The sequence below is a fragment of the Flavobacterium longum genome (assembly GCF_965137575.1).
Classification (GTDB): Bacteria; Bacteroidota; Bacteroidia; order Flavobacteriales; family Flavobacteriaceae; genus Flavobacterium; species Flavobacterium longum.
This window is the reverse complement of sequence record NZ_CBCRZJ010000001.1, coordinates 83,565-95,908: the sequence shown is the minus strand read 5'-3', so window position 1 is coordinate 95,908 and position 12,344 is coordinate 83,565. Positions and strand designations below refer to the sequence as shown.

At 49.2% G+C, this 12,344-nt stretch carries 17 protein-coding genes; 10 read left to right on the top strand and 7 right to left on the bottom strand.

The window, feature by feature from the left end:
• Positions 1-17: 17 nt before the first annotated feature.
• The gene (locus ACM9J1_RS00450) at positions 18-974 is read left to right on the top strand and encodes a hypothetical protein (protein WP_415579851.1); all 957 of its coding nucleotides are present in this window, start codon (positions 18-20) and stop codon (positions 972-974) included.
• Between the two features lie 11 nt (positions 975-985).
• Here ACM9J1_RS00450 and ACM9J1_RS00445 read toward each other — a convergent pair whose 3' ends face one another.
• Both ACM9J1_RS00445 and ACM9J1_RS00440 read right to left on the bottom strand, forming a co-directional pair.
• Positions 986-1,540: a Smr/MutS family protein gene (locus ACM9J1_RS00445; protein WP_415579850.1), complete on the bottom strand. Its 555-nt coding sequence runs from the start codon at positions 1,538-1,540 to the stop codon at positions 986-988.
• Complete coding sequence (locus ACM9J1_RS00440) at positions 1,524-1,697, bottom strand: hypothetical protein (protein ID WP_415579849.1); 174 nt, start codon at positions 1,695-1,697, stop codon at positions 1,524-1,526. The genes ACM9J1_RS00445 and ACM9J1_RS00440 overlap by 17 nt, the downstream gene beginning before the upstream one ends.
• Positions 1,698-1,774: 77 nt before the next feature.
• Between ACM9J1_RS00440 and ACM9J1_RS00435 the strand changes: the two genes are divergently transcribed.
• Entirely contained in the window at positions 1,775-2,053 is a 279-nt protein-coding gene (locus ACM9J1_RS00435) for a DUF2752 domain-containing protein (RefSeq protein WP_415579848.1), read from the top strand.
• Positions 2,054-2,072: 19 nt separating this feature from the next.
• On the top strand, positions 2,073-2,399 hold the full coding sequence (locus tag ACM9J1_RS00430) for a CCC motif membrane protein (protein WP_415579846.1): 327 nt from the start codon (positions 2,073-2,075) through the stop codon (positions 2,397-2,399).
• A 29-nt stretch (positions 2,400-2,428) separates the two neighbouring features.
• Here ACM9J1_RS00430 and rocD read toward each other — a convergent pair whose 3' ends face one another.
• Positions 2,429-3,673, bottom strand: a complete 1,245-nt coding sequence (gene rocD, locus ACM9J1_RS00425) for an ornithine--oxo-acid transaminase (RefSeq protein ID WP_415579845.1) — start codon at positions 3,671-3,673, stop codon at positions 2,429-2,431.
• Between the two features lie 184 nt (positions 3,674-3,857).
• Between rocD and ACM9J1_RS00420 the strand changes: the two genes are divergently transcribed.
• Positions 3,858-4,307 (top strand): hypothetical protein, encoded by a 450-nt coding sequence (locus ACM9J1_RS00420; RefSeq protein WP_415579844.1) that lies wholly within the window; start codon positions 3,858-3,860, stop codon positions 4,305-4,307.
• Here the strand turns inward: ACM9J1_RS00420 and ACM9J1_RS00415 are convergent.
• On the bottom strand, positions 4,304-4,714 hold the full coding sequence (locus ACM9J1_RS00415) for an OsmC family protein (protein ID WP_415579842.1): 411 nt from the start codon (positions 4,712-4,714) through the stop codon (positions 4,304-4,306). The genes ACM9J1_RS00420 and ACM9J1_RS00415 overlap by 4 nt on opposite strands.
• Positions 4,715-4,789: 75 nt before the next feature.
• Positions 4,790-5,338, bottom strand: a complete 549-nt coding sequence (locus ACM9J1_RS00410) for a DUF1697 domain-containing protein (protein WP_415579840.1) — start codon at positions 5,336-5,338, stop codon at positions 4,790-4,792.
• A gap of 80 nt (positions 5,339-5,418) precedes the next feature.
• Here ACM9J1_RS00410 and rlmD point away from each other — a divergent pair, with 80 nt between their 5' ends.
• Genes rlmD through ACM9J1_RS00390 form a run of 4 tightly spaced genes read left to right on the top strand, consistent with a single transcriptional unit; the run spans position 5,419 to position 8,905 of the window.
• Positions 5,419-6,828: a 23S rRNA (uracil(1939)-C(5))-methyltransferase RlmD gene (gene rlmD / locus ACM9J1_RS00405; RefSeq protein WP_415579839.1), complete on the top strand. Its 1,410-nt coding sequence runs from the start codon at positions 5,419-5,421 to the stop codon at positions 6,826-6,828.
• Between the two features lie 13 nt (positions 6,829-6,841).
• Positions 6,842-7,345, top strand: coding sequence for a DUF6452 family protein (locus ACM9J1_RS00400; protein ID WP_415579838.1), 504 nt, complete (start codon positions 6,842-6,844; stop codon positions 7,343-7,345).
• A 46-nt stretch (positions 7,346-7,391) separates the two neighbouring features.
• Positions 7,392-8,120, top strand: a complete 729-nt coding sequence (locus tag ACM9J1_RS00395) for a DUF6048 family protein (RefSeq protein ID WP_415579837.1) — start codon at positions 7,392-7,394, stop codon at positions 8,118-8,120.
• Positions 8,117-8,905, top strand: coding sequence for a class I SAM-dependent methyltransferase (locus ACM9J1_RS00390; protein WP_415579836.1), 789 nt, complete (start codon positions 8,117-8,119; stop codon positions 8,903-8,905). Before ACM9J1_RS00395 ends, ACM9J1_RS00390 begins: the two co-directional genes overlap by 4 nt.
• Here the strand turns inward: ACM9J1_RS00390 and ACM9J1_RS00385 are convergent.
• On the bottom strand, positions 8,898-9,131 hold the full coding sequence (locus ACM9J1_RS00385) for a hypothetical protein (protein ID WP_415579835.1): 234 nt from the start codon (positions 9,129-9,131) through the stop codon (positions 8,898-8,900). The two genes, ACM9J1_RS00390 and ACM9J1_RS00385, sit on opposite strands and share 8 nt — an antisense overlap.
• 219 nt (positions 9,132-9,350) lie before the next feature.
• Positions 9,351-10,508, bottom strand: a complete 1,158-nt coding sequence (locus tag ACM9J1_RS00380; protein ID WP_415579834.1) for a THUMP domain-containing class I SAM-dependent RNA methyltransferase — start codon at positions 10,506-10,508, stop codon at positions 9,351-9,353.
• A 68-nt stretch (positions 10,509-10,576) separates the two neighbouring features.
• Here ACM9J1_RS00380 and ACM9J1_RS00375 point away from each other — a divergent pair, with 68 nt between their 5' ends.
• Positions 10,577-11,326, top strand: coding sequence for a class I SAM-dependent methyltransferase (locus tag ACM9J1_RS00375; RefSeq protein ID WP_415579833.1), 750 nt, complete (start codon positions 10,577-10,579; stop codon positions 11,324-11,326).
• Positions 11,326-11,994, top strand: a complete 669-nt coding sequence (locus tag ACM9J1_RS00370) for a ZIP family metal transporter (RefSeq protein ID WP_415580441.1) — start codon at positions 11,326-11,328, stop codon at positions 11,992-11,994. Before ACM9J1_RS00375 ends, ACM9J1_RS00370 begins: the two co-directional genes overlap by 1 nt.
• Positions 11,995-12,344 lie beyond the last annotated feature (350 nt).

Sequence of the window (12,344 nt, the reverse complement as noted above, 5' to 3'; positions counted from 1 at the left end):
GACCAAACGCTTATCTCATGAAGAAAATAGTTGCCTTTTTGGCTTTTTCCGCTTTTATCCAAGGTTGTGACGACGGTGATTTAACGGTCGAGAACATTGACTTCACCAGCCAGACCGCGGCCCATTGCGGAAACATCGTGTACAAACTCAAGGACACGGAGGCTTTTTTCTTTGAAGTGGCAGACCACGATGCATTGTTTATAAACGACGCTACGCCAGAAGGTTCGCCACGCACGCTTCCCGTAAACAGTACCAACCGCATTTTTTATCGGGCCTACAGTGGCGATATCGACGACGATGTCCTGTGCAGTTCCATACCGCCAGCCACGCCAAGCGTCGTGGAAGAGTGGACTTTTACCGGTGACAACGGCAGGATTGAAGTCACGACATCGCCAGTCATCATTGCAAACACCGAACTTGCCGGCGGGGAAATCATCCAGAAGTACCGCCATGACATCGTGTTCCGGGCGGTAAATAAAAACACGCCGAGCGGCACTGAATTCGGGGATTTTACTTTTGGAAGCTACTTTACGCCGGCCAATACGCTGCCTTTCAATTTTGACGATACCGCCGAAAGCTGCGGCAACCTTGTGTACAACATCAATGGCAGCGAAGCCGTCACGCTGGCCATTTCCCCCGAACTGATCGCTAACGAAGTGACACCGGTTGGCACGCCAAGAACGGCATTACTGGGAACGGCCACGAATGTCCTGACATATACATTGTTCCAATCGGCGGTGTCAAGTGATTATTTTTGCGTTGCCCCAACGCCAACAACGCCACTCATTAAAGAACAATGGCTGGGCGATGCCGGCGTGCTGAACGTAAGCGGCACGATTGAAGTGACCACGACCTCGAGCGGCCCTGGCGTTTTCCTACATGAAATCCGGTTGAAGAATGCGATGTTCCGCAAAGGAAATTCCGCTTTCAAACTAGCCGATAACTACCTATTAGGATTTCTGACAACCAGCTAGTTATAGTCTTTTTATTTTACTTTTTGTTTAAATGTGATTTCCGTCGCGCCGACACCGTATTTTCGGAAGTCCGCGTCACGAAAAATGAGGTTATCGTAACGGTTCAACATGAAATCCAGCTCGGCTTTCAGGATGCCTTCGCCTACCCCGTGAATGAAGATGATCTTTGGGATGCGATGCCGCAACGCAAACTCAATGTGGCGCTTGGCGGTCTCGGCCTGGATGCTGAGGATGTCGAAATTCGACAAGCTTTTGTGGTTCTTGACGAGCTTCTCGATATGCAGGTCAAATTCGGGCGGCGGGATTTCTCCCTTGACTGCGACCTTTACCGAAGACTTGCGTTTCGGGATTTCTTTCTGTTTTTTTATATCAGCGGAATTAAAACTTCGAATACTTAAATCTAAGACACTGGTTTCCAATATCTTTATCAACTCATGTGAAGTGTATTTTACCACGAATCCATCGCTCGTTTCCACTGTAATCTGGTGCCCGTTCACGTCAAGGACTACGCCGTGAAGGTTGTCGTCGAGCACGGACACTTTGTCGCCTTTATTGAATGTCGTCATCTTTCCTACCTGGTATTTTCGCACTCAATCGCATCGCGCCATACATGATGACCACGACGGCAGCAACCGTAATGTATACGTTCGGATGCGGCTTGCTTTGTTCATAGAATGCCACGCCGATAGCCAAGATGACGAGTACGACCATTAATTTTTTCATGTCTCAAAAGTACGGAAACTTTAGGCCGGGCGAAAAGACTTGCGCAAGTTTCATCTTTTTTTACCACTTTTGCCCTGATGGAAGAATACATGTTGCCTTGTACGAATAAATGGTTGTTCGGGCTGGATTGCCCCGGCTGCGGGCTGCAACGCGGACTGCTCTTTCTGTGGCATGGCGAATTTGAAAAAGCGTTCCATATTTTTCCCGCGGTCTATACGCTGATTATTTTTACCGTATTCCTCGGCCTGCACCTGCTCGACCGGGCGCGTGACTACCACAGAATCGTGATCTGGACAGCCTTGTTGAATGGTGCCGTAATGATTATTGCCTATATTTATAAAATAATAACTTGCTAACCCATAAAAATCAATTCACATGAGTCAAAACAAATTACCAAATGCCACCGCCGTTCTCGTCTTAGGAATTATTTCGATCATCAGTTGCTGTTGCTACGGCATTGGGCTTGTCCCAGGAATCGTCGGAATGGTCTTGGCCTCGAAAGACCAGAAAGAATATTTGGCCAACCCGGAACTGTATTCCAATTACAGCAACCTGAAAGTGGGCCGCATCCTATGTATCATCGGTATCGTGATATGCGGGTTGTATCTTTGCTTGATGGCTTACATGTGGTTCGTCCTTGGCGAAGACGGCATGCGCGAACTGCAAATGAAACTGGAAGAGATGCAACGCGCCAACCAATAATGAAAAAAGCTCCTCACGGAGCTTTTTTTTTATCGTTCAAATTGCTGAAGCGTCTTGGTGATGATGGACACACAATCCAGCAACTGCGCTTCGGTCATGACCAGCGGCGGTGCAAACCTGATGATGTTGCCGTGCGTGGGTTTGGCCAGAAGACCGTTGTCGCGCAATGCCATACAAATGTCCCAGGCCGTTGAACTGTCTTCGGTATCGTTGATGACAATAGCATTGAGCAAGCCTTTGCCGCGCACCAAGGTTACGATGTTGGAACTTTTTACATATTCGCCCAACTTCTCGCGGAAAAGATTCCCGAGATAAACCGCATTTTCCGCTAACTTTTCGTCTTTCACGACTTCGAGCGCCGCAACGGCCACCGCAGCCGCAATCGGGTTACCGCCAAAAGTGGAACCATGCTGACCGGGCTTGATGACGTCCATGATGTGGTTGTTCGCCAAAACTGCCGAAACAGGATACACACCGCCGGAAAGCGCCTTGCCCAGAACCAAAATATCGGGCGTCACGTTTTCATGTTGGACGGCCAATAATTTTCCCGTACGCGCAATGCCCGTCTGGACTTCATCGGCGATAAACAACACGTTATGCTGCTCGCAGAGTGCTTTCGCTTTTGCGAGATAGCCTTCGTGCGGTACATAAACACCCGCTTCGCCCTGGATAGGCTCTACGAGAAAACCTGCAATATTATCGGAAGACGACAACACGCGCTCCAAGGCAGCGGTATCATCGTAAGGGATTTTAATAAAGCCCGGTGTATATGGGCCAAAATTCTTGCGCGCCGAAGCATCGTTTGAAAATGAGATAATCGTTGTCGTGCGCCCGTGGAAGTTGCCTTCGCAGACGATGATTTGGGCTTCCTGCTCCGCGATGCCTTTCTTCTCGTATGCCCATTTGCGGCAAAGTTTGATCGCGGTTTCTACGGCTTCCGCACCGGTATTCATCGGCAGGACTTTGTCGAACCCGAAATATGCAGTAAGGTATTTTTCGTACGGCCCGAGTTGGTCGTTGTAGAACGCACGCGAGGTCAGCGTCAGGGTTTGCGCCTGATTGACCATCGCACCGACGATTTTCGGGTGGCAATGCCCTTGGTTTACGGCCGAATATGCCGAAAGGAAGTCGTAGTATTTTTTCCCTTCCACATCCCAGACGTAAACGCCTTCGCCTTTGTGCAGCACTACGGGTAACGGATGATAATTATGCGCACCGTAACGGTCTTCGAGCGCTATCGCCTCTTGCGAAGTCATCCTTTCTAAAACAGTCATAATTCATTTTTTTGAGGAAACAAACCAGCCATTCCTTCTTACGGGGAGAAATCACCCACGGCAAAAGTAGCGATTTCGGCGCAAATAAGAGTCGACCGCTCGCTTTAAGGTTAATTTAACGTAAATTAATTTTCAAGAAATCTTAATAAGAGGTATTTTTGACCCACAACAAAACGAACTAACCATGAAAAAAATTCTACTTTCTTGCTGCCTGGTCTTAGCGATTGCCTTTTCAGGCTGTTCATCCGATGATTCGGGAGGCAACAATTCTGTGGTGACGGCCAAAATCGGCGGCGTCGATTACATCTTCAATACTGTTAACGTTGATCAGGAAACCTATACTGAGGGCGACTATACCTACACCGATGTCATCGTTACGGCTTCCATCAACAATAGTCCTGATCGAAGAATTTCGTTTGTGATCGAAGAAGGCGTCGTTGGCCTGGAAGCGAGTTGGTATTTCGCCTATTTCAACAACGAAATGGCGCATCCTAAAATGGACGATTTTCAAATGAGTGTCACCGAAAACACCGGAAATAAGATCGTAGGCACGTTCGCCGGACAAGTCCAGGCAGACGCTGAGCCATTCAATATTATTCCGGTGCAAAACGGGACATTTACCATCCGTTACTAAAGCAACACCGCTTCAGACGTAATTGCCGTATTGAGCAGTCTCGAAATCGGGCACTGCTTTTCGGCTTTTGTGACCAGTTCCTGAAAGGTTTCATTGGAGATTCCGGCGACTTTTCCCGTGACCGACAAGTGCGAACCCACTACGGTACCGTTCTGGAAGTCAATCGCGCACGTAGTTTCAAGGCTTTCGATGTCGTGGCCGGCTTCCCCGATGAACGCCGAGAGTTGCATGGTGAAACAACCCGCGTGCGCGGCGGCCACCAATTCTTCCGGGTTGGTACCTATGCCATCTTCAAAACGAGTCTTAAAGGAATACTGCGTGTTGTTGAGCACTTTGCTCTGCGTGGAAATACGGCCGTTGCCTTCCTTAAGCGATCCTTCCCAGACCGCGGTAGCGTTTCTTTTCATAATGATGGATTTAATGATTGTTTCCGCTAAAGTTACGCAATGGCGCGAAGAAACCTTGTTGTCTTTGGGTTAATTTTAGCTTCTCTCGGACAGCATGTCGCGCAACTTTAATGTCGTGTTCCAGTTCCTGCTCGTAGCCACTACTTTCAGTTTATTCTCGATCAAGGCGTTGGACAATTTCGTGTTTCCCGCACCGGACGCGTACCTCAGATACAAAACGCGGTCGCCCAGAACAGCCTCGTCCCGCCCAATATCAAACGCTTGGAACTTAGCCAAGTTATCCGCCGACGGTTGCTCGGACAAATACGCCACATATAGGTGCTTCAGGTCGGGATCCGGCTGTTTCAGGAATGGATTATTGCCGATGGTTTGCACCAAATCGGTCAAATCTAGCGCCAATACGCCGACTTCCCATCTGTATTGCTTTTTAATCAATGCTTTTACCTGCGCGGCCACTTTTACCTTATCGGTTTGCTCACTTTCAAAAATAATATTTCCGCTTTGGATGTAAGTGACGACGTTCTCGAATCCGGCATCGGCCAACAACCTGCGCAAATCTTCCATCTTAATGAGTTTTTGCCCGCTTACGTTGATGCCGCGAAGCAGCACGAGGTGTGTGGTCATGGAAGGTATAAAGTTTAAAGTTCAAAGTTCAAAGTTACGCCAAACTTTAGACTTTGAACTTTAAACTATACCTTTGCGCCATGGGAAGAAAAACCACCGATAAAATCGTTTTTACGAATGTGAAAATCCTCGATGCCGGAGCGAAAGGCGTTTCGGTTGCCAAGGCGCCGGACGGCAAAGTCATTTTTGTGCCGAATGTAGTTCCGGGCGATGTGGCCGACATCCAGACCTTCAAGAAGCGGAAGGCGTATTACGAGGGAAAAGCCATCAAAATCCACGAGCATTCCGAGTACCGGACCGCGCCGCATTGCATCCATTTTGGGGTGTGCGGTGGTTGCAAATGGCAAAACATGCTGTATTCTCAACAGCTCTTTTACAAGCAGAATGAGGTTTTCAATCATTTGAAGCGTATCGGGAAGATTGAACTTCCGGAGTTCGAACCGATTCTTGGCTCCGAAAAACAATACTTCTATCGCAATAAAATGGAATTCTCGTTTTCCGACAGCCGTTGGCTCACCGAAGACGAAATCAAAAGCGGCGACACCTTTGAGCGCAACGCGCTGGGTTTCCACATCCCGAAAATGTGGGATAAAATCCTCGACATCAAAAAATGCCACCTGCAGGAAGATCCGTCCAACGCCATCCGCAATGAAATCCGGGCGTTCGCCATCGCCAATGGGCTGACCTTCTTCAATCCGAGAAATCATGAAGGTTTGCTACGCACGTTGATGATCCGAACGGCATCCACCGGCGAAATCATGGTCGTCATCCAATTCTTTGACGACGATGCCGAAAAACGCGTGTTGTTGCTGGATTTCCTATTGGAAAAATTCCCGCAAATCACTTCGCTGCAATACGTCGTAAACCAAAAAGCGAATGATACGCTATACGATCAAAACATCCTGCTGTACTCCGGGCGCGACTATATTTTGGAGGAAATGGAAGGGTTGCAGTTTTCCATCAACGCCAAATCTTTTTACCAGACCAACTCCGAACAGGCCTACGAACTTTATAAAATTGCCCGTGATTTTGCCGGTTTGACCGGAAGCGAAACCGTGTACGATTTATATACCGGAACCGGGACGATTGCGCAATTCGTGTCGAGACAGGCCAAGAAAGTCGTCGGCGTGGAAGCCGTTCCCGAAGCCATTGCCGATGCGAAGGAAAACGCCAAACGCAACAATATTTCAAATTGTGAGTTTGTAGTAGGCGACATGAAAGCGGTGTTCAACGACGCGTTCCTCGCGCAACACGGCCAGCCTGATGTCGTGATCACCGACCCGCCGCGCGACGGCATGCACAAAGATGTCGTGGACCAATTGCTGAAGATCGGCGCGGAGAAAATCGTGTATGTAAGCTGTAATTCCGGTACGCAGGCTCGTGACTTGGCATTGCTCGACGAAAAATATGAAGTTAAACGCGTGCGCCCCGTGGACATGTTCCCGCAAACGCACCACGTGGAAAATGTCGTACTTTTACAAAAAAGATAACTGCCTTCCGGCTATGAAAAAACTGATTTTGATCCCGGTCGTGGCGCTCATCGCGCTTTTCAGCTGGAACTGTGAGAAAGACGACATCTGCAGTGAAAGCACGCCAACCACACCGCGGCTCGTGGTGCAATTCTACGACATCAACGACCCGACAACGGCCAAGAACGTCACCAGTTTGTTGGTTTCCGGAACCGGCGCCAGCGAAGCACTAGGCGTTTTCAGCGGCGTGAGCCAAATCGTATTGCCGTTGCGCATCACTGAAGACCAAACCCAATACACCTTCACGCTCAACAGCAACAATACTAGTATCGACAATACCGACGTGCTGACGTTCAATTATACCCGCGATCAGGTTTTCGTTTCTCGCGCCTGCGGTTACAAAACTGTTTTTACTTTGGACGACACCACGCCGTTTGTCCAGGACGATGGCTCGGATTTGCGCTGGATGAACAACGTAACGGTAGAACAACCCAATATCCTCAATGAAGATGAAGTACACATCAGCGTTTTGTTTTAGCCTTTTGCTGTGTGCTTCGCTTTGGGCACAGGACAAACCAAAAACCGTGGCGGCCGATTCCGCATCGATCGGTACGTCGACCATTCAATTTTCATCGGCGCCAAAAGAAGCGAAGAAGGTTAAGGATTCTGTCGTCAAAACAGACCGGTACGGCTTGCGTCTGGGCGTAGATTTGTCTAAAATAGCCCGTGCATTCTATGAAGATGATTACAAAGGATTGGAATTGGTGGGCGATTACCGGCTGACGAAGAAATTCTGGCTTGCGGGCGAACTCGGCAACGAAAACAAAACCACCGATGACGACCAATTGAACTCAAAGACCAAAGGAACTTATTTCAAGGTTGGCTTTGATTACAACACCTATCAGAACTGGCTCGACATGGAAAACCAGATTACGATCGGGCTTCGGTACGGCGTGAGCAGTTTCAGCCAGGAATTGGAAAGTTACGAAATCTATAACCCGAATCCTTATTTCGGCGAAGATCCACTGGTGATTTCTGGCCAGAAATGGAACGGATTGTCGGCCAGTTGGCTCGAAGCGGTCGCAGGCGTAAAGGTCGAGGTCATCAACAACATCTATGTCGGTTTCAGCCTGAGGTTGTACCGCATCGTCAGCAATAAAAAGCCTGAGAATTTCGACAACTTGTACATTCCCGGATATGGCCGTACGTATGACGGTGATTTCGGCGCCGGATTCAACTACACGATTTCATATTTCATCCCGATTTATAAAAAGACCAAAGCGATCGGTGAGGGAAAAAGTCAGAAAAAATGACCCGTGAATACGACCGCATCGGCAAAAGTTACGACTCCTCAAGATGCGCCGATCCGTATTTGACCGCACGACTTCTTGATTTGATTCAGCCGGAAGCACATGGCAAATACCTCGATATTGGCTGCGGTACGGGAAATTATACGGCCGCACTCCGGAACAAGGGATTGGACATTGTTGGCGTTGAACCTTCCGAAGTGATGCTGGAAACTGCCAGGCTCAGGCACGCTCACATGAATTGGATTTCAGGTGCCGCCGAAGCCATCCCGTTTCCGCCGGACACTTTTCTCGGTGCAATTGCAACACTAACGATACATCATTGGAACGCACTGGAAAAAGGTTTCGCGGAAATCAGTCGCGTTTTGAAACCAAAAGGCCGATGGGTTGTTTTCACCTCATGGCCCGCACAGATGAAAGGCTATTGGCTCAACCATTATTTCCCGGCGATGCTCGCGGCGTCCATCGCGCAGATGCCGTCTTTGGATGCCATTGCCTTGGCCGGCGAAAAATCTGGCTTAACGGTTGTCGAAACCGAGAAATACCATGTCGCCGACGACTTGCAGGACGGTTTTCTTTACATCGGGAAGCACAAACCTGAAATGTATTTTGACACGCGCATCCGCAACGGAATCTCCTCTTTTGCGTCGCTCGCCCATCAAGATGAAGTAAACGCTGGACTCGCGCAATTACGATTAGATATAGACACTGGCTGTTTTGAATCCGTCAGGAAACGCTACGAAAATGCGCTGGGCGATTACCTCTTCATTGTCCTGGAAAAGGCTATTTGATTTCCTTCACGCCTTTCAGGAAAATCCATTTCACGAATAACTTATGTCCTTGCGGCGTGCGTTCCGCCTTGAACACCGGCGTGATGATCGTGGTGATCACGAAAGCCGTAAAGGGCAGCCACAAGCCGGACAAACCTGTAAAGGGCAACGCCAGGTAACGGACGCCGACAAAAATGAGCGCAAACGCAAGGAACTGATAGAGCAATGATTTGGTTTCTGGATTCATGATTTTTGACGTTGTTTGTTGGTCGGTGGACAAAAGTGGCTAGTTGTCAGTGCTAGAAGAAAATTCTGTGCAATCTGTGTTTTTCCGTTGGTCGTTTGACGTTCAAGGTTTTCCTTCTTCTTTCGGCGAAGCGGCCTTTTCTGTTAGATGTTTGACGTTTGAAGTTTGAGGTTTGAGGTTCAATCTTTTCTTTCTTCTTTCAGCGAAGCGGTCTTTTCTCTAGCCCTGAAACTTCCCCCGCTTGCTGCCTTCATACATTTCGAATTCTACCAAACGCGCTTCAAGGCTGCCGTTGAACAACTTGATTTTGCGCGAAGGCCGGAGCCCGACGTATTTCAGCGCTTCGAGATTGGCTGTGATGAACCACGCGTCGGTTCCTGGATAACTGTTTTTCAGCGTATCGCCTATCTCACGATAGAAACGCTCCATCTCAATGTCAAGCCTTTCCCCGTACGGCGGATTGAACAACATGTGTAGCGGCCCGCGTGTTTCCTTTTGGGTATCGAAGAAATTGCGCTCCGATATCGTGACATAATCCTCCAGGTTGGCATTCTTGATATTGTCTTTGGCTTTCATTACGGCCGACGGCGCTTTGTCGTAACCGGTAATTGTATAATGGAATTCCCTGACGCGCTTGAGCAACGATTCAGTGATCAGATCGAACAGATCATTGTCCCAGTCATTCCATTTTTCGAAGGCAAATTCCTTTCGGTTGATGTTCGCCGGAACGTTGCAGGCAATCATCGCGGCTTCGGCCAAAATAGTTCCCGAACCACACATCGGGTCGAGGAAATCGCCCTGCCCGTTCCAACCGGAGAGCAACAGCATACCCGCCGCCAGCACTTCGTTGATGGGTGCAATGTTGGTGGCCGTCCGGTAGCCACGGTGGTGCAATGAAGCGCCTGATGTGTCGAGCGAAACAGTCACGTTCTCGCGGTCAATGTGCAGGTTGATGCGCAAATCCGGATGGTCTTTGTCGATGCTCGGGCGCATGCCGGTGTTCTTGCGGAACTGGTCCACGATGGCGTCTTTGGCTTTCTGGGCCACGAATTGCGAATGGCGGAAATGGTCTGAATGTACCGTCGCATCAATCACGAACGTACTGCCCGATGATAAAAACTGCGACCAATCCAAAGCATACACGCCACGGTACAACGCATCGTCATTCGTGGCCCGGAACGAATGGATCGGTTTGAGGATTTTAAGCGCCGTACGCAACGCAATGTTCGCCTTGTACATGAAACCTTTGTCGCCCTTGAAACTTACCACACGCGTTCCTTTCACAATGTCCTGTGCGCCCAGCGTAAGCAGTTCCTTCGCCAGGATTTCCTCGAATCCGAAGAACGTCTTGGCCACCATCCTGAAATTATTTTCCATCGTAAAACGCTATAAACCGTGCAAAAATACGCTAAATTTGTGGCCGGAATCGATTTCAGCGCAGATAAATGTCCAACACGCCCAAAGCCAAGAATTGCAACAACTGGTACGCCTCGTGGTTTGATACGCCTTATTACCACATCCTTTACAAAGACCGCGATTATACTGAGGCGCAGCTCTTCATGGACAACATCACCAATTACCTGAATTTGCCCGACAACGCGAAAATCCTCGACCTGGCCTGTGGCAAAGGCCGCCACTCGATTTATTTGAACCAACTGGGGTTTGACGTCACGGGCGCAGATTTGTCCGAGAATTCCATCGCCGAAGCCAAACAATTCGAGAACGACACGCTTCATTTCTGCGTTCACGACATGCGCCAGCCGTTCAGTGGGTTGCAATTTGACGCCGTGCTCAACCTGTTCACCAGCTTCGGGTATTTTGACGACGACCAGGACAACCTGAAAACGCTGGCCGCCATCCGCGACAGCTTGGGTGAATACGGCTTTGGCGTCATTGACTTCCTCAACGCCCAACAAGTCATTGACAGTTTGGTGCCACAAGAAACCAAAACCGTCGACGGCATTGACTTCCACATCAAACGCTTTCACATCGATGGCAACATCTACAAGGAAATCGACTTTGAAGACCAAGGCTGCGCCTACCATTTCACCGAAAAAGTCCGCGCCTTTACACTCGAGGATTTCGAAGGCATGATGGAAACCGCGGGCATCCACTTGCTTGAAGTCTTCGGCGATTACAAATTGCACAAATACAGCCCGAAAAGTTCCGAACGCCTTATCATGATTTTCAAATGATGCAATACCTTATCCCGATGCTGGCCGTACTCGCCGGCTACGGCTTTGCGTTTTTCCTGCGTCCCGAGAACAAATCCCGGATCAAGTTGCTGTTGTCGTTCAGCGGGTCGTTCCTACTCTCGCTCACGGTCATGCATTTGCTCCCGGAAGTCTACGAAAGCCACGGAAAATCAATAGGGTTGTTCATCATGGGCGGCATCCTTTTTCAAATCGTCCTGGAATTTTTCTCTAAGGGCGCAGAACACGGACACGTCCACGGCCACCATGAAATGCGCAACATTCCGTGGGCTTTATTCATCAGTTTATGCCTGCACGCGCTGCTCGAAGGGTTTCCGGTGAGCCACCACCACGACATGGCCATCGCCATTGCGGTGCACCACTTCCCCATCGCGATCATCCTGACCATTTTCTTTGTGAGCGCCAAACTCAACAAAACCTCGATTTTCATCTTCATGCTGGCCTTTGCGCTCATGACACCGCTGGGTACGGCCGTTTCGCAGTTCGTGCCGCAGGTCAATCACTATTACAACGAAATCACCGCGGTAGTCATCGGCATCCTGTTCCACATTTCGTCCACCATCATTTTCGAGGCCACCGAGAACCACAAATTCAACCTGGCCAAACTCACCATGATCGCGCTGGGCATTCTTTCCGCAGCTTTTTTGTAGGGCGTTGCGCTTTGCGCCGGGCTGTACGCTGTATCTTTTGCTCCGTTGCACGCTGCAAAAGGATGCCGCTTCCATCCCTAACGCGGGCCAGCGAATCATGTGAAAATATCACCCGAAACTTCGTATCTTTGAACGTCAGAAAACAAAAGAGGAAAGACCGCGAAGCTGAAAGAAGAAAGACTGGATATCGGTTTACGTTTTTGTTGAATTTTTTAGGATTTGGTACGGGTTTGCCGTAGTGGGTTTTGCGGGTTGCCGCGTATCTTCACTACAGGGTAGGGGAAATCGGGTAGTATCCCTAACGAAATTCCGAAAAACCGAATTGCGGAAAGACCGTAAATTTTGTTAAA

Coding starts and splice junctions, on each gene's coding strand:
- ACM9J1_RS00450 (WP_415579851.1), top strand. CDS start 18: ATGAAGAAAATAGTTGCCTTTTTGGCTTTTTCCGCTTTTATCCAAGGT.
- ACM9J1_RS00445 (WP_415579850.1), bottom strand. CDS start 1,540: ATGACGACATTCAATAAAGGCGACAAAGTGTCCGTGCTCGACGACAAC.
- ACM9J1_RS00440 (WP_415579849.1), bottom strand. CDS start 1,697: ATGAAAAAATTAATGGTCGTACTCGTCATCTTGGCTATCGGCGTGGCA.
- ACM9J1_RS00435 (WP_415579848.1), top strand. CDS start 1,775: ATGGAAGAATACATGTTGCCTTGTACGAATAAATGGTTGTTCGGGCTG.
- ACM9J1_RS00430 (WP_415579846.1), top strand. CDS start 2,073: ATGAGTCAAAACAAATTACCAAATGCCACCGCCGTTCTCGTCTTAGGA.
- rocD (WP_415579845.1), bottom strand. CDS start 3,673: ATGACTGTTTTAGAAAGGATGACTTCGCAAGAGGCGATAGCGCTCGAA.
- ACM9J1_RS00420 (WP_415579844.1), top strand. CDS start 3,858: ATGAAAAAAATTCTACTTTCTTGCTGCCTGGTCTTAGCGATTGCCTTT.
- ACM9J1_RS00415 (WP_415579842.1), bottom strand. CDS start 4,714: ATGAAAAGAAACGCTACCGCGGTCTGGGAAGGATCGCTTAAGGAAGGC.
- ACM9J1_RS00410 (WP_415579840.1), bottom strand. CDS start 5,338: ATGACCACACACCTCGTGCTGCTTCGCGGCATCAACGTAAGCGGGCAA.
- rlmD (WP_415579839.1), top strand. CDS start 5,419: ATGGGAAGAAAAACCACCGATAAAATCGTTTTTACGAATGTGAAAATC.
- ACM9J1_RS00400 (WP_415579838.1), top strand. CDS start 6,842: ATGAAAAAACTGATTTTGATCCCGGTCGTGGCGCTCATCGCGCTTTTC.
- ACM9J1_RS00390 (WP_415579836.1), top strand. CDS start 8,117: ATGACCCGTGAATACGACCGCATCGGCAAAAGTTACGACTCCTCAAGA.
- ACM9J1_RS00385 (WP_415579835.1), bottom strand. CDS start 9,131: ATGAATCCAGAAACCAAATCATTGCTCTATCAGTTCCTTGCGTTTGCG.
- ACM9J1_RS00380 (WP_415579834.1), bottom strand. CDS start 10,508: ATGGAAAATAATTTCAGGATGGTGGCCAAGACGTTCTTCGGATTCGAG.
- ACM9J1_RS00375 (WP_415579833.1), top strand. CDS start 10,577: ATGTCCAACACGCCCAAAGCCAAGAATTGCAACAACTGGTACGCCTCG.
- ACM9J1_RS00370 (WP_415580441.1), top strand. CDS start 11,326: ATGCAATACCTTATCCCGATGCTGGCCGTACTCGCCGGCTACGGCTTT.